The sequence below is a fragment of the Rhizobium giardinii bv. giardinii H152 genome, from assembly GCF_000379605.1.
GTDB lineage: Bacteria > Pseudomonadota > Alphaproteobacteria > Rhizobiales > Rhizobiaceae > Pararhizobium > Pararhizobium giardinii.
The window spans coordinates 25,321-41,151 of sequence record NZ_KB902713.1; the positions used below are offsets into that span (position 1 = coordinate 25,321).

Consider the following 15,831-nt stretch of genomic DNA (forward strand, 5'->3'; position numbering starts at 1 on the left):
CTTTGGCGGTTGGAAGGGCGGAAAAGCCTGGAATCGGGAGGAAATTCGGCTGAACAAAGCGTTCTAAGCAATAGATTCGCGCGAATATGAGGTTATTTAACAGGATTCCAAAGAAAATATTGCGTCGCTTTACGGATAAATTTTTCGCTTTTGGGATCACTGGCCAGTGCTATTATGTAATTAATAAAACACTTTTCCAAATTTGACACAAACGTAATTGAGAGATGTTCCAATCTTGGTCGATGTGTCATAGCGTTCGTTAATTATTTAGTATGATTAACGAATTGACAACATAAATCACCAGCAATATTACCTGTATCCGCATCGAAAATATCGTCCCGATGGAGAACCCGCATGGCGGTTGAAGCTGTAACCTCAAATCCGATCACATCGCCGGCTACCGGCACGGATACCTCAACGACACCATCGCCGGATACCACGGAGACAACGAAGAAGGTTGATCCCAACAGCGAGGAAGAGGTGCTGACGGCGGCTGTCGAGGCATTTTTGCCGAGCATGGTGTCCAACACGCTGATGCTCAACAACACGCTCTTCAATTTTGCCAAGGAAGCCATCGACGAGGGCGATCAGGAGTAATCAAGGCGCACCTTCACCGACGCAGTTGGACAGTATCGAATAAACAAGGAGTTGCCGATGAGTGGTGATGGGCTTCCCAGCCGGACCTTTCTTCCGCCGACAGACGCCGTCGGGTCCGGAACGCCGTTGCAAACCAGCGAACTTGTTTCTGTTCGGATCGGAACTATCGGCGATGCCGTGCAAATCGAGCAGGCGGCCTTGCCTCAGGTGCAATTGCGCAAGATCGCCCCAGGTACCGAGCACGCGCCGGTCTTCCATCCGCAGCCGGAAGCGAAAGCGCCGAGCTTCCTCGATCGGATCACATCCGTCCTGCGGCCCGGCGGCGCTGCCCCGGAGACCGCGCTGGTCCGGTTCGTTCAGAAGCCGGATCAGCCCACGGATTTCTCAGACAAGACTGAAAACCTGAGCGACGCGATCGACAGGCTGGAAAAATCGCAGCAGTTCGCCACCGGCACGACACTTGTGTCGTCTCTTACGCAATCGGTGATGTCGTCGTCCAAACGGTTGACGCAGGGCCAATGAGTAAATTGATCATGCAGAGCTCCCTGTTTTCGCTATCGTCGTCGTCCCCGCGCCGTGCGGCGGAGATGCTCGCTGTTCTCCTTTGCGTCGGCTTCCTGTCCGCCTGTAGCGAGGATGTACTGACCGGTCTTGATCAGCGTGATGCGCGCGATGCGCAAGTGCTATTGGAGCGCGCCGGCATCCGCGCCGTGGTCACCGGCGAAAAGGGCGAGGCCTTTAGCATTGCCGTTGACGAAAAGGACCATGCCCGGGCGATCGAGCTGCTTGCCGATGCTGGGTTGCCGCGTCTTCCACGCAATACGATAGCCGAACTGTTTCCCGGCGATGGCTTGCTTGTCACTCCGCTTGAGCAGAAGGCCAGAATGACTTTCGCAGTCGAGCAGCAACTTGCGGAGACACTCTCGGCATTGAATGGGGTAGCGTCGGCCCGCGTGCATGTCGTGCTTCCGGAAGACAACGGGCGAGGTCTCATCAAGGAAAAGGCCCGCGCCTCGGCTCTGCTGCAACACCGTCCGGATGCCAATCTGGTCGACATCGAGATGAAGAGCCGGTCCTTGCTCTTCAACAGCGTTCGGGGTCTTGCCTACGAAGACGTATCGGTGGTCGTCAGCCCCTGGTCGGAGGTAGGTGCTCCCGCCAAAGCCGGGGGAGAAAGCGACACGGCGCCTGCGCAGACAACACTTTCGCTTGAAGCGAGCGGCGCGCCGTCGTTGCTCAATGATCGCAACCTTTCGATCGCAGGTTCGATTTTGTTGGCGCTCGCCGCCGGTCTCATTCTTCTTCTTCCCCGGCGGAAGGAAAGCTGATGCCGCGGGCAATCCGGCACAGTGACAAGGACGCGCTCACGGATGCGGCCATCCGCCGGGCCGCGCTTGCCGGAGCGGGAAATGGCACGGGATGGCTGACGGAGATTGACACGAACCTTCTGCGCCGGATGGACGCGACGCCACGCTTGCAGTCGCGTCTTTTCCATATGCGTGCCGGCACCGGGGGCGATCCCGCGCGTTTGCCGGTTGAAGTCGGCCATTTGATGACGCTTGCGCCGCAGATGCAGCGTGAGGCCGCCCTTTCAACCGGTCTGACCTATCACATTTCGGCCGCCGGTCCTGCGCTCAGCAAGGAAGGTATAACGGCGCTTGCCATGATTTTCGGCCGGAACGTTCTGACGTTCGCCCTCAGCCACATCCATCTTTCTCCGCCGGCGTCGGCCTTGCTCGGTTTCGAGGACAAGACGGTCCAGCAGCTCGTCGAGGCGGACGGTTGGGCGATCCTCAGTCTATGGGCAGCCGAAGGTGGCCTGGCACCGGTTTGGCTTCGCGATTGGCAAGACAAGCAGGAGGACGGCTCGATATCGTTGAACCGTTCCGCCGCGATCACCATCGGAGCGGCCGTCGCAACCGTTCTGGTGGAAGCAAGCGAGGGAGCGGAGCTATGACATCAGCATCCCTCCGCCCCCGGCGGATCATACCGGCTGCCGAATTCGGGCAGATCAGCGAAACGGCGGATATTGTCGCTGCGACCCGCAAGGCGGCGGCGGAACTTCACGCGAGGGCCGAAGACGAGCGGCATAAGACGATGCGGGAAGGCTATCAGGACGGGTTTGCGGAAGGTTTGCGCAAAGCGTCGGAGCAGCTTTCCGAGGCAACCCGAAAGGCTGAAACAGAGTTGCGCGATCTTGAAAACTGGATCGGACCAGTCGTGCTGAAGGCCGTTGCGCTCATTGTCGGGTCGATGGGCGCGGATGAACGTGTCCGCCGGATCATCGCTCGGGCAGTCGCCGATACGGCGGCGACACAGACAATCACTCTTCATGTGCCGCCGGAAGACGAACCTCTGGTGCGCCATGCGGTTGAAGGATTGAATCATCACTCCTTCGATATCGTCGTGGACCCCTTGCTGTCCGCACAGGAGATGGTGATGGAGACGCCATTGAGCCGCACCCATATCGGCCTCCGGGAACAGATTGCCGCCCTTGTGGAGGCGACAATCCGTGGCTGAAGCGTTGGCGAGACTCGAAAGGGCAATCGACCAAACCCGCACGCGGCAGACGAGCGGCCGGGTCACCAGCGTTTCCGGTCTGCTGGTACGTGCAAACGTTCCGGCCGTACGCATCGGCGAACTCTGCGAACTTCGCGAGCCGGGCGTGGACCGGGTCGGTTTTGCCGATGTCGTCGGCATCGAAGGGGATACGGCGCTGTTGTCGCTGCATGGAACGACGCGCGGTATATCGGTACGAACGGAGGTCATTCCGACAGGGCGGGAGCCGGCAATCACGGTGGGAGACTTCCTCATCGGGACAGTGATTGACGCGCATGGCAACATCATCCGCAAGGCTGAGCCAATGCCGAGCCGGGAAGCCGATTCCAGCCAACCGCTCTACGGGCTCCCCTCCGCTCCTCTCTCGCGGCGCCCGATCGCCCGTCGTTTCCCTGTCGGCATTCCGGCGATAGACGGACTTCTGACCTGTGGTGAAGGCCAGCGTGTCGGGATTTTCGGGCCACCGGGTGCGGGCAAGTCGACACTTGTTTCCGATATCGTCAAACATGCAGAGACGGACGTCGTCGTCTGTGCCCTCGTCGGCGAGCGTGGGCGCGAGGTGAGTGAATTCGTAGAGCTTGTCATGCCCGCCGGACGGAGATCGAACGCCGTCCTGGTTACGGCAACATCCGATCGCCCGGCACTCGAACGGTTCAAGGCAGTCCTGACGGCAACCGCAATCGCCGAGCATTTCCGCGATCGGGGCAAGCGCGTCGTCCTCGTCATCGACAGCGTTACGCGTATGGCACGGGCGCTGCGGGAGATCGGTTTGGCGGCGGGTGAGCCACCGGTGCGGCGCGGTTTCCCACCCTCGGTGTTTGCTGCCTTGCCCCAGATTTTCGAGCGAGCCGGCAACAGTGCGCAAGGCACGATGACAGCCTTCTATACGGTTCTTGTCGAGGGTGAGGAACGGAACGACCCTATCGCCGAGGAAACCCGCGCGCTTCTCGACGGCCATATCGTTCTTTCCGACAGGATCGCCCAGGCAGGGCAATTTCCGGCGATCGACATATTGGCCAGCAGAAGCCGGACGATGAACGCGGTGGTGACGGAAACGCACCGGCGAGCATCCGATCGGCTGCGTTCGATGCTGTCCTTGTACAAGGAGGTCGAACTCCTCATCCGGGTTGGCGAATACCAGGAAGGCCGCGACGCGGCGATCGACGAAGCCGTGCGCAAGCGGATGCAGATCGAGAGATTTCTTTTCAGCGGACGCTCCGGAGCTTCATCCTTCGAAGAAACCGTTGCGGCGCTGCAGGAGCTTGCCCGATGAGACCGGCCTTCGATCACGTTGCGGCAGTCGGTCACCCTGCCGGGAATACGGTTCCGCCGGCGCGCGAACCCTGGCAGATCCCTTTCGGCGACAGCATGCTGGCGATCCGGCCGCTGGCGCCCGATATCGCGACGGAAAGGATGGGCGATACCGCGCGCGTGTCTCTGACCGTTGCGGGAGAGCCGGTCGAACTCCTGGCGCCGGCAACCACGCTCAAATTGCTCGTTGACCGGCTGGAGCCGCTCACGCAATGGGACCATCTTTCTCCACCCGCGCGCGCCGCTGTGCTGGAATATCTGTTCGCTGATGTCTTGGACGCGGTCGAGACACAGGCCGGCCGCCAGATTGCCTTGACGGAAATCGGCACTGCGCCCGGCCAGGGCTTGCCGGGCAATTTCGGCTTCGAACTGGTATGGCAAGGACTTTCCCTGCCGGTATGCGGCTATTTTTCCGGCGCGTTACTGGCGGGTTTGACGCGATGGGCCGATCGACTGCCTCGCCGCCGTCTCACCTCGCTGACGGCCTCCGTCGCCATCCGGCGCGGCTATGCGGTTCTTTCCGCGCGCGAACTTGAACAGCTTTCGCCTGGCGACGGGATACTGATCGATCCGGCCGCAGCAGAGAGCGCAATGGCCGTCACAGGCGAACATTTTCTGGCCACCTGCACGCTGTCGAAAGAGGGCGCAACGCTTTGCGGACCGTTATTGATGCGGCCAAAGGGACCAATGAGGCATTTCATGAGCAACGAGACTGTCGACCTGGAATTGCAGGGACCCCCGCGGGTTTCGTCGATCGGCGACATTCCGGTCAAGATCGTCTTCGATGTCGGCCGGATCGAACTTCCGCTGTCGGAGCTGGAAGGTATCGGCGAAGGCCATGTCTTCACCCTCGATCGGTCGAAGCCGGACGCCGTGGAGATCGTCGCCCAAGGGCGGATCATCGGCCGGGGCGAGATCGTCACGCTCGATGGTCTGGCGGCCGTTCGCGTCACGGCGTTGCACGACTGATGGAAAGCGCCTTTCCTCTCACCCAGGGCCTGGCGGCAATGGCTGCCATCTCGGTCTTGCCCGTCATTGCCGTCGTGGCGACCTCGTTCACCAAGATCGCCGTCGTGCTGCTGATCGTCCGCAACGCCATCGGGATCCAGCAGACACCACCGAATCTGCTTGTTTTCGCCGTCGCGATCGTGCTGTCGGCCTTTGTCATGAACCCGATCCTGCAGCAGTGTTGGCAAATCCTTCTTGGCAAGGCGGCAAGCTTCGATACCGTCAATGGTCTGGCGGCCGGCATAGCGGAGGTGGCTGGGCCGCTGAAAACCTTCATGATGAAATTTTCCGATGAGGAAGTTCGGGAATTCTTCGTCGACTCCTCGCAACGCATCTGGGGCAACACAGCGACGCTGCCGGCCAATCCCGAAGACATCACCATCCTGACGCCGAGCTTTCTCGTGTCGGAACTGACCCGCGCCTTCGAGATCGGCTTTCTGCTCTATCTGCCCTTTCTGATGATCGATTTTGCGGTATCGGCCATTCTCGTGGCGCTCGGCATGCAGATGATGTCGCCGACGGTCGTTTCCACACCTTTCAAGCTTCTTCTCTTCGTTGCTGTCGATGGCTGGCGCCGTCTGCTCGAAGGGCTTGTGCTTTCCTATGCGAGTTGAGTGATGGGGCAGGACCAGATCTCGGCGGAAATCGGCGCATCGATCCTCGCCACCTTCGCTCTCGCCGGCCCCATGCTCGGCCTTGCGGCGCTTCTTGGGCTGGTGATTGCCATTTTCCAGGCGGCAACGCAGATCCAGGAACAGACGATCGCGCAAATCGTCAAGATAGTCACCCTGTCCTTCGTGCTGCTTGTTTTTGGCCGCGCCCTGGCAACCCCCTTGCTGGACCACTCGATCCACATCTTCAACGACTTTCCGACCATGGTGCGGTAGGTCCCGATGGAGGCGAGCCTTTCCCAGGTCCCCGTCGTCACCCTGCACACCGCGATCCCGGCAGCAGCCGCACTCGGGGCGGCAAGGGCGCTCGGCATCCTTTCGATCTTTCCGCTGTTCTCGCTGTTCAGCATCACCGGCCTCTTGCGCATCGGTCTTGCCATCGGCCTGTCCGCGCCGGCTGTCGCCTTTGCTCATACGGTGCTCGTGGGCGGCCAGACGACCTACCTCGAACTCGGTGCCCTGTTCGTCAAGGAGTTCGCTTTCGGCGGGATGATCGGCCTGGGGCTCGGTATTCCCTTTTGGGCGGCGCAATCGGCGGGCGACATGACGGACGTTTACCGCGGCGCCAATGCCGCCAATCTCTTCGATCAGGTCAATGCGCTTGAAACGACGCCGCTCGGTTCACTGCTGATGTCGATAGCGCTTGCCATCTTTGTGGCAACTGGAGGCGTTACCGACCTCGTTGCGATCTTCTACAAGTCCTTCGAGATATGGCCGTTGTTCACGTTGAAGCCCGCCTTTGGCAGCGATGCGCTTGGCATCGTGCTGGATCTTTTCACCCAGCTTTTCCGCATAGGCGCCTTGCTGGCAGCACCTTTCGTCATCGTCATGGGCGCGATCGAGTTGTCGCTCGGCTTTGTCGGCCGCTCGGCCAAGCAGTTTCCGCTGAACGACAGCGTGGCAACGTTCAAGAACCTGGCGGTGGCAGCCGTGCTCGTGTTCTACGCCATGTTCGCCGGCAGCTATTTCAACGAAATCTGGATGCGAGGCTTTGCCGAAGTGAAATCTCTCTTCGAGGTCGCCCATGTCGAAAAATGACGACACCGAAGAGAAAAGCCTGCCGCCAAGCCGGGTCAAGCTCGACCGGTTGCGGCGGGAAGGGCAGGTTGCCCGCTCCAAGGAAATTCCCGTGGCCATGTCGGTGCTGGCGATCACCGCCTATCTTGCCTGGGTCTTCGCAGATGTCCTGCGGGATTTTTCTCGGATATTCGATGCCGGTTTTTTGGCGGCCGGGCTGAGTGGAGACAGACCACCCGGGCAGGGCCTTCATTGGACGGCCTTGAAGGAAATGGGGGAAATGCTGTTCGGCATCGTCTGGATGCCGATGTTGATCGGCCTTGCAGTCATCATCGCGACAACCATCATCGATGCTCAGGGTTTCCCGATGTCGATGAAACACATGAGCTTCGACTTCAGCCGTCTCAATCCGGCAGAGGGGATCAAGAAACTCTTTTCCCTGAGCAGCCTTGCGGAGTTTATCAAGGGCATCGTCAAGGTCGCTCTTCTTTCCATCGCTGGCAGCGGCGCCATTCTCTATTTCCTGAACGGGATTTTCTGGGCGCCGCTCTGCGGTGAAGCATGCTCGCTGTCCGTTGCCGATCACCTCATCGGCACCATCGCCGTGATCGCCGCCGCCATCATGCTGGTCGCGGCGTTCTTCGATCTTCGTCTTTCGCGCGCATTGTTTCAGCGCGAGCATCGCATGACAAAGACGGAAGCCCGGCGGGAGCACAAGGATACGCAAGGCGATCCGCACTTGAAATCGGCGCGCCGCCGGGTTGGCGCGGAAATGCGCAACACCCCGCCACGCAAGGAACCGCCGGGAAAATAAGGCCTGTCATTGTCGGCTCAGCGATCATCGTCCTGCGAAGTTTGGCTCGGGCTATTCACACGCCCGATTGCCTGTCTCCCTCGCGAACCCAGTTCTTGACGTTATTGAGCGAAATATCCGACAGGAAGGTGACACTGGCGAGCGAGCTGTCGGTCCTGAAGACATTCGTGCCGTTGGAGAAGGAGCCGCCGTCTATGGTGACATCGGCGTCGATCTGCTTTCCGCCGTTGGTGCGAACAAGGGTCGTAAATCCGTCGGCCTTGAAGTCCTTCAGCACGAAGTTGGTGTCGGCGTTGATCTGGAAGACCTTGTCAGAGGCACCCTTGGCCGAGCCGCCGAGGATCGTAACGTCGCCCTCGCTCTTCACCGTCAGGGCGTCTTCGCCGACATTCAGCCAGTTGACGTTTTCGAGTGTCGCCCCGCCATAGACATGAACGCCATCGGCCCCGTTTTCGCCGAGGTTGACGTTCTTCAGCGTCGCGCCGTTCTTCAGGATGAAGATCGGGCTCTGGGTTTCCGACTGACCGCCGTCGCCCAGTTTGGACGAGGCCGTATAGGTCGCTCCCTTGCCGTCGAACACGCCGCCGTCGATGACGATGGGGGTGTCGACGACAATGACATTACTTTGCTCGGATACATCAGTGGTTTCGGTCGTGGACGTGACAGTTTCGCCGGTTGTGTCGTCTACCCCCGGCTTGATCTTGACCGTTTCTGACTGGAGAGGAAGCCCTGTGCCGCTGTCGTTCACGGTCTTTTCGGTTTCCGGCACTGTTTTGTCCGGATGGGACGTCAACGTCACCGGCTCGAAATTGCTGCTTGGCCCGGCGCTGTCCTTCTTGTCGCCGAAGAGCCAGTTAATCAGCTTCTTCAGCGCCGACGCGATTTCGGGGTCGATAGTCTGGCTGCTCGCGCTTCTGTCTGCAAGCGAGGTAAAGTATTCCACCAGTGGTGTCGACGCGGTGCTTCCGTCGAAGGGCGACGTCTTGCGGGTCGTGCCCTTGAGAAAGTCCAGCGCTTCGGAACGCACGCTGTCCGGAGACGTTTGTTTGTTGTTCCAAGCGCCACCATGGCAACCGGATTCGAATCCGGAATTGATGTTCCTGTCGAAATAGATAGGTTTGTGTGCGTCTATGCCATACATCTCGCTACGCTCCAATCAAGCCACTGGCTGCAACACTTTGGAAACTCGGATGGCTCACCATGGAGACCATTCCGGCGGGTTCGGCGGAGGACGCGGACCGTTGAACAGGATCGGATCGTCCAGAAGACGCTCCGTCTCGTCGCTCATCCGGTTCGTCAGCTTGTCGAATTCCCTCGATTCCTTGATGTCGGCATACATGGTTATGCCCAGCCAGACCGCATTTGAGATCAGGCCGGCTATGCCCGTAACCGTGCTGAACGTCCTAGTGAAGGAAAGCGCTCCGGCGAGCTCCGGCAGGCCGTATTGAAGCGCCTTGGATGCGGCGGAGATCACCGAGCCGACGCCGACGACAGCGTCAGCGACCGTCGCCACGGACAGCATCGAGACCTCGAGCGCATCAGCGCCATTTCTTTTGGCATCGATGGTCCAGAATATGTCGAGCCCGATCCAGCCGAGCCCGATCGCACCACTGATCGCACTCGCCGCCAGTTTGAGCGTATCGGCGGCAAACATGGTGGAGGCCTTTGCGCTCCAGGCGCCGTTATTGAACATCTTGCCGATGTCTTCGACGGAGGAAAGGAAATTGCCGGTTCCGCTCAGAACCTTTCCAACGAAAGAGGTCGCGTAGAAGACAGTCGCGGCTAGCGCATCCGGCGTGGCGTTGCGCCCCGTCGTCGAGCGGTAGGCGACCACGGCGCCATTGACGAGCGCGTTGGCGCCATCGAGCAGCGCGTCATAGTATTTGGTCTTGGAAACGCCCGGTGGAGGCGTGATCTCAACGGCCAGCTTTTCGCGCAACAGTTTCCCGAGCGTCGAGAAATCCCCGCCGGGCTTGAACATGCCCCAGACCGACGTGACAACGGACATGATGTTCAGCCGGAATTGCTGCTGCGCCGGCAAATTGTTCTTGAACAATTCCTGCGCCATGGCCGAAATCGTCGGATCGAGCATGGCGGCCAGGTTTTCCGCGCGGGAGATCGAATCCAGGCCGGTGACGACCTTTGGGCGAGCTACCTCATAATCCCCCGCATTGTTAGCGACAAAATCGGAGAGCGTGGTAGAGGCCGTCTTGATGTCCTCGAACGAGAACGCATCGAGCATGGCCTGATCCCAGCCCTTGCCTTCCGTCGCGAACATCTTCTTGTCGACGGTTGCGATATAGCTCTCGTCGGTTCCGGCGCGTCCCTCCGGATAGCGCACACGCGCATCGGTGATCGAGCGGCCGGCAAGCCCCGTGGCAGCCGCGATCATTGCCGAGATCTCACTGTCGCTGTAGGTGTTGAGGCCGGACTGGCGAACGAACTTGCCGTTTGCGTCGCGCACGACGAGAGGCTGGTTGACATCCGACGGTTGAGTCTGCGCAACCATCGCGCCGCCCTGGATCAGCGCAGTGACTGCATCCTTGATCGCAGCCTCGAAATCCTTGGCGCTCACGCCGTCGGGCGTCTTGAGCCCCTGAAGTAGCCGATCGAAATGTCCCTCGAAATCGCGCGCGGACATTTCACCCTTGGCCATCTTGTCCCAGAGCACGGGCAGGATGTCCATCACCTTGGCGATGAACGCATCGGCCGCAGCCTTGTTGTCTCCGAACGCCTGGTTGGCAAGCATTTCCACCGTGGGCCTGAACAGTTCGGTCTTGCCCGACAGCCACTGCATCAGCCCGCCATCGTAGAGATTGTCGCCGAAGACGGTGGTGGCGAGCCCGCTATCGGCCATGGTCGGCAGGACGCTGTCGAAACCATAGCTGCCCCTGACCGGTGTCGGGTCGGTCACGGTCAGATCCGGTGCGCGATCCTTGACGAGGTCGGTGATCGTCGCCGCCGCGGTCTTGACGTCGTTGAAGGCGAAGGTGTCGCTTACCGCGCCATCCCAGCCGTGGTTTTCCGCGCCGAAGAGTTTCCAGTCGATCTCCGCCGTGTGGGCCGGATTGGAATCGTACCGGCTTTCGCCCGCGGTGGAATGTCCGTTGGCAAGCGACCGGCCGGCGAGCCCGGTCGCGGCGGCGATCATGGCCTCGATCTCATCCTTGCTATAGGTGTTGAGGCCGGACTGGCGGACGAAATTGCCATTGGCATCCCGGACCACGAGGGGTTGCGCGACGTCTGTCGGCGGCGCCTGCGAGACGAGCGCACCGCCCTGAATGAGCGCGATGACCGCTTCCTTGATGCTGGTCTTGAAGTCGCCTGCATTGACGCCGGCCGGAATTTCAACCCCCTGCAGCAGCCGCTCGAAATGCCCCGCGAAATCGCGCTCGGATATCTCGCCACTGGCGACCTTGTCCCATAGGCTAGGCAGAAGCTCCATGACCTTGGCAGCAAAGGCATCGGCAGCAACCTTGTCGTCGCCGTACATCTGGTTGGCGAGCAGCTTCACTGTGGGCTCGAAGAGTTCCATCTGGCCTGACAGCGCCTGCATCAGATTCTTGTCGTAGAGACCGTCGCCAAAGACCGTGGTGCCGAGTTCGCTGTCGGCAATGACCGGCACCACGCTGCCCAAGCCTGGGAACTTGTCGAGTGCGCTTCTATCGGTGGTGGTCCTGCCCAGGAGATCATCGATCGCCTCTATCGGCGAGGTGGTGCCCAGGAGGTTCGTTTGGAGGAATTCCGAATAGTTCGCGTTGGCCTCCACCGCCTTGCTCTTGAAGTCGGCGTCGGACAGGACCTGGGAATAGAAATAGAGTGCTGCGGAATAGTCGTCGAGAATGTCCTTGACCGGCTCTCCAGCCGCCAGACTGTCCGTCAGCATTTTGCCGCTGACGACATTCGTTTCGAAATTCTCCTTGAAGGCGGCGTAGAGCTCGGGATTCTTGCCCTCGGCGAACATTTCCTTGATTTCCTGGAAAATGCGCTTGTTCAGAAGGGCCTGCATATCCGTGTCGGCCTCAAGCGACGAAATTGCCCGCTCGAAGTCGGCCTTGATCTCATCGTGGGTGCGCAGGAACACTTGTGCTGTCCTGTCGGCGCCGGCGCCCAACCATTCGTAGTGCTTGCCAACCGCCTCGGTATATCCGCCATAATTCGCCTTCGACTGTAGAAGGTCGAGGAACATGATCAGCTTCTGCTCAACCGTATATTTCGATGGGTTCTTTGCAACATCGACACTTTCGAACGTGCGATCGGCGTTCTTGTATTCCTCGATAAGGCGCTTCGTCGCTTCGTCCTGCAGTTCCGAGGTCTTCGACATATCCTGTTGCAGGAAGCCCGGATAGGACGATGTGCTGACGGATTCCACCATATTTCTGTTCCCCTAAATGTGTGCGGCGCCTGTTTTCAGCTTTGCGCCTCGTTGTGTGGTTTCGTCACGCAGCGTCCTCCCGCTGCATTCCGACCATGCCCACGACATCGGATGAGATGTCGCGGTCGATTTCTTCGATTGCGATAACCGGGACGCGGCAATTGTGCCGGATCATCAATGCCTGTGTCAGAAGGCGCAGCTCACCCGGCATGACGACCACGGGGTCGAAGCCGCGTTCATTGGCATCCACCAGGGCATCCCTCGTCTCTTCGGCCAGCTGGCGCAGCTTTTCGCTGATCTCTACCTTTTCCGTATTGTCCGAGGTGTCGCTGTAGGACCGGATGAAGCGTTCCCATTCCGATGAAAGCGAAAGCACCGGAAGCAGCCCGCGCTGGTCGAGCAGGCCGAAGGCAATCTGCCGCGACAGGGCCCATCGCGCCTTCTCGGCGAGCTTGTCAGGATCCTGCTCGTGCGGCTCGGCCTTAAGCATGGTCTCCAGCAGACCGCGCGGCTGCGATAGGGTCACGCCGGAATCAAGCAGGCGGCGGATGACGGCGACCAGCAGCATCGGCGAAATCTGGGTCCGGACATCGACGGCAAGTTTGCCGAGTCTCGGCTCGAGGCTCGCAAGCCATTGCGTTGCATCGTCGACGCTGAAGATTGAACCGACGTGGCGGCGGACGATCCGGATGATGTCTTGCGCAATCAGGTCCGCCGATCGGCCGGGCGTGCAATGGATGAGACCGGCCGGCACGTTTTCGACCTGGATATGGATCAGGTCATCTCCCATGCGGGGATCGACGTTGAATGTCGGCACCGTGATGGCGACCCCTACTGCACGGGCGGCGATCCGGATACGTGTATCGAGATGACCGCCGAGATTGTCCGCTTCCAGCCCTGCTGCCGTTGCAGCCGAGAGCGTGGCGACGATGGGATCGCCATATTTGGTGCGATCGAGCCGCGCGGCCGTTACGGCATCGGGGCGGCGCTCCGTGCTGCTGTCGGCGCCCGATGCGGCGAATTGGGCTTTGCTTTTGCGAACAAGGACAAACGCCAGACCGGCAAGCGCAATACCGATCGGCCACAGTACAGTGGCCGGGAACCCCGGAATGAACCCAGCCACCAGCGTAATGGCGGCGGCGATTCCGAGCGCCCGCGGCTCCTTGACCAGCTGGCGGCCAATTTCCACGCCGAGGCTGCTGCTTTCGTCGGCGCTTACGCGGGTGACAATCGTACCGGCGGCCACGGCCATCAGCATCGACGGGATCTGGGAGACCAGGCCGTCACCGATGGAAAGCAGGGAATAGAGGTGAGCAGATTCGGAAAAGCTCAATCCATGCTGGAAAATGCCGATCGCCAGTCCGCCGAGCAGATTGACCGCGACAATCACCAGACCGGCGATGGCATCGCCTTTGACGAAGCGCATTGCGCCATCCATCGCGCCGAAAAACTGGCTTTCCCGCTCCAATTGCGAACGCCGTTTCTGGGCGGCTTCCGCAGTGATATGGCCGCTGCGCAGGTCGCTGTCGATGGCAAGCTGCTTGCCGGGCATGGCATCAAGCGTGAAGCGTGCGCCCACTTCGGCAATTCTTTCGGCCCCCTTGGTCACGACGATGAACTGGACCAGGGCCACGATCAGGAACATGATGAGGCCGACGACGACATTGCCGGAGACGACGAAGGAACCGAATGCCGAAATGATCTCGCCGGCATCGCCCTCCGCCAGAACGAGCCGTGTCGTCGAGATCGTCAGCGCGAGCCGGAACATCGTGCCAATCAGGATGACGGCCGGAAAGGTCGATATGTCGAGCACGTTGCGCAGATAGATCGTCGTCACCAAAACGATGAAGGCGAATGCGAGATTGAAGGCGATCATCGCATCGATCAGCACCGTCGGCATCGGCAGCACCATCATGGCGACGATGACGACGAAAAATCCCGCAAACAGGATGTCTGTCCTGCCGGTAAGGGCTGCAAGCGAGGGCAATGACCTGTTCATGGCTTACGCTCCGCCGTCATCTGCGGTGCGCGCCAGCCGCAAATTCATCCCGGGCTCCGGATTGAAGCTTATGGTGTCGGTTTCGTCGCCGCGGGCGACCACCATCTTGCCAGGTTGTATCTCCTTGATGTGCCAGTCACCCGACACCGTGTCGCCTTCGCGGTAGCGCCGGCCGTCATTGCCGACGACGAATTTGAGAGGCGCATAGCTTGCTGCGGCGACGAAACCCGAAAGGCCGGATGAGAGCGTCGTCACGTCAACGACGGGCACCGGGCTGCGGCGCCCAACGGCGCTGAGAATACCTTCCAACCGTGTCCGGCTGGCAAGATCAAGCGGCAGGGAACCTTCGCCGATATGGATCGCGGCCCCATTCTCGACGGAGACGACGCCAATCTGAAGATGCGCCAGTCGTATCGCCTCCTTCAGTTCGGTGACGATAAAGTCGGTCGTGGGTTGCGGTGCGGGTACGCTGATTTTGCCCATTTCCGTCGATCCGGACCGATCGCTATCTGGACGCATGCCAAGGAGCAGAATGGCTGCTGCAAGCGCCAATAGCCCCGCCGCGGCGACCTTCCGGCTGGGTCGAAATGCTCGAACGACGGGAGAGGCAAGGCCTTCAATGACGCATTCGACATCGGCAAAGCGAATGACCCCTCCGGCAACAAGGGCTGTCGGCTCCCCAGGGCGCAGGGGCCGGCCGGCTGCCTGTACGTCGTCCCGCAGAGCCTCGGCCATGACGGCTGGTTGTCCGGCATTTTCCGTGACCGTGAGAAGAAGCGCAGGCTCCGGTTCCAGGTTCAGAATGACGAGATCGCAGGCTGGACCACCGCCAATCGTGTAAGTGCCCTCGCTCAGCGTATGAACAGACGCCCGTCCGCCGCGGGTGATGCGCAGCTTTGGGCCATCGGGTACCAACTGCCCCCCGGTAGTGGGGGCGGAAACGATGGATGGTTGAAGTGGACCCTTGCGCATGATCTTGAGCGGCTGCTTCCGGTTAGACCCGTTTTCCCGCCGTTACGCGCGCCGTTTTCAGGCAATCGTCCGGAACGGAGTGGAGGGTTTGTAGCGATGGGCGGAAAAGGCGAAGCCGCCTTTGGCGGCTTCGCCAGAGATATTAAGCCGGGCCGATCTTCTTGATGGCGTTGGCGACACCGTTGATCTTGGTGATCTCGGTTGCAACCTGCAAGCTCTGTGCCGTTGCTTCATTCTGCGCGGACTTAAAGCTCGCGATTGCGGAGCTGATGCCAGCATCAAGCGTAGAAGTAGCCATTGCGTTTGTCTCCTTTGTGGTTATGACGCAGGGGACCTTATCCAAACCAAAGTAATAATCAAGATAGTATTATTAATTTATAGTTAATACGTATTTTGGACACAAAATTCGCTTTTTGGATATCACATTATATTTATCGTTCACTATAGTTTAACGCAATTTTAACGACATTCTATCGGTTTGTCTATTAACTATACATGAACATCCTGG

General features: G+C 59.9%; 16 protein-coding genes. 11 read left to right on the forward strand and 5 right to left on the reverse strand.

Annotated features, from left to right (window positions below; translation table 11 throughout):
- Nucleotides 1-354 precede the first annotated feature (354 nt).
- From A3AY_RS0126785 to A3AY_RS0126835, 11 genes are read left to right on the forward strand one after another with little or no spacing between them, the layout of a single operon-like run.
- Nucleotides 355-597, forward strand: a complete 243-nt coding sequence (locus A3AY_RS0126785; RefSeq protein WP_018328758.1) for a hypothetical protein — start codon at nt 355-357, stop codon at nt 595-597.
- Between the two features lie 57 nt (nt 598-654).
- On the forward strand, nt 655-1,119 hold the full coding sequence (locus A3AY_RS0126790) for a hypothetical protein (RefSeq protein ID WP_018328759.1): 465 nt from the start codon (nt 655-657) through the stop codon (nt 1,117-1,119).
- Nucleotides 1,116-1,925, forward strand: a complete 810-nt coding sequence (gene sctJ, locus A3AY_RS0126795; protein WP_026203862.1) for a type III secretion system inner membrane ring lipoprotein SctJ — start codon at nt 1,116-1,118, stop codon at nt 1,923-1,925. Before A3AY_RS0126790 ends, sctJ begins: the two co-directional genes overlap by 4 nt.
- Complete coding sequence (locus A3AY_RS0126800) at nt 1,925-2,554, forward strand: hypothetical protein (protein WP_018328761.1); 630 nt, start codon at nt 1,925-1,927, stop codon at nt 2,552-2,554. The genes sctJ and A3AY_RS0126800 overlap by 1 nt, the downstream gene beginning before the upstream one ends.
- A complete protein-coding gene (gene sctL, locus A3AY_RS0126805; protein WP_018328762.1) occupies nt 2,551-3,117 on the forward strand; it encodes a type III secretion system stator protein SctL in 567 nt (188 codons plus the stop codon). Before A3AY_RS0126800 ends, sctL begins: the two co-directional genes overlap by 4 nt.
- On the forward strand, nt 3,110-4,429 hold the full coding sequence (locus A3AY_RS0126810; protein WP_018328763.1) for a FliI/YscN family ATPase: 1,320 nt from the start codon (nt 3,110-3,112) through the stop codon (nt 4,427-4,429). The genes sctL and A3AY_RS0126810 overlap by 8 nt, the downstream gene beginning before the upstream one ends.
- The gene (gene sctQ / locus A3AY_RS0126815) at nt 4,426-5,436 is read left to right on the forward strand and encodes a type III secretion system cytoplasmic ring protein SctQ (protein WP_018328764.1); all 1,011 of its coding nucleotides are present in this window, start codon (nt 4,426-4,428) and stop codon (nt 5,434-5,436) included. The genes A3AY_RS0126810 and sctQ overlap by 4 nt, the downstream gene beginning before the upstream one ends.
- Nucleotides 5,436-6,089 carry a type III secretion system export apparatus subunit SctR gene (gene sctR / locus A3AY_RS0126820; RefSeq protein ID WP_018328765.1) on the forward strand — a complete coding sequence of 218 codons (654 nt, stop codon included), beginning with the start codon at nt 5,436-5,438 and terminating at the stop codon, nt 6,087-6,089. The genes sctQ and sctR overlap by 1 nt, the downstream gene beginning before the upstream one ends.
- A 3-nt stretch (nt 6,090-6,092) precedes the next feature.
- The gene (locus A3AY_RS0126825; protein WP_018328766.1) at nt 6,093-6,362 is read left to right on the forward strand and encodes a flagellar biosynthetic protein FliQ; all 270 of its coding nucleotides are present in this window, start codon (nt 6,093-6,095) and stop codon (nt 6,360-6,362) included.
- A 6-nt stretch (nt 6,363-6,368) separates the two neighbouring features.
- Complete coding sequence (locus A3AY_RS0126830; RefSeq protein ID WP_018328767.1) at nt 6,369-7,184, forward strand: EscT/YscT/HrcT family type III secretion system export apparatus protein; 816 nt, start codon at nt 6,369-6,371, stop codon at nt 7,182-7,184.
- Entirely contained in the window at nt 7,171-7,977 is an 807-nt protein-coding gene (locus A3AY_RS0126835; RefSeq protein ID WP_018328768.1) for an EscU/YscU/HrcU family type III secretion system export apparatus switch protein, read from the forward strand. Before A3AY_RS0126830 ends, A3AY_RS0126835 begins: the two co-directional genes overlap by 14 nt.
- A 55-nt stretch (nt 7,978-8,032) precedes the next feature.
- Here A3AY_RS0126835 and A3AY_RS36255 read toward each other — a convergent pair whose 3' ends face one another.
- From A3AY_RS36255 to A3AY_RS39880, 5 genes are all read right to left on the reverse strand, one after another.
- A complete protein-coding gene (locus tag A3AY_RS36255; RefSeq protein ID WP_018328769.1) occupies nt 8,033-9,118 on the reverse strand; it encodes a pectate lyase in 1,086 nt (361 codons plus the stop codon).
- 54 nt (nt 9,119-9,172) lie between these two features.
- The gene (locus tag A3AY_RS0126845; protein WP_018328770.1) at nt 9,173-12,352 is read right to left on the reverse strand and encodes a hypothetical protein; all 3,180 of its coding nucleotides are present in this window, start codon (nt 12,350-12,352) and stop codon (nt 9,173-9,175) included.
- 64 nt (nt 12,353-12,416) lie between these two features.
- A complete protein-coding gene (locus A3AY_RS0126850; protein WP_018328771.1) occupies nt 12,417-14,351 on the reverse strand; it encodes a flagellar biosynthesis protein FlhA in 1,935 nt (644 codons plus the stop codon).
- Between the two features lie 3 nt (nt 14,352-14,354).
- A complete protein-coding gene (locus A3AY_RS0126855; protein WP_018328772.1) occupies nt 14,355-15,323 on the reverse strand; it encodes a SctD/MshK family protein in 969 nt (322 codons plus the stop codon).
- A 142-nt stretch (nt 15,324-15,465) separates the two neighbouring features.
- Complete coding sequence (locus A3AY_RS39880) at nt 15,466-15,621, reverse strand: hypothetical protein (protein ID WP_018328773.1); 156 nt, start codon at nt 15,619-15,621, stop codon at nt 15,466-15,468.
- Nucleotides 15,622-15,831 lie beyond the last annotated feature (210 nt).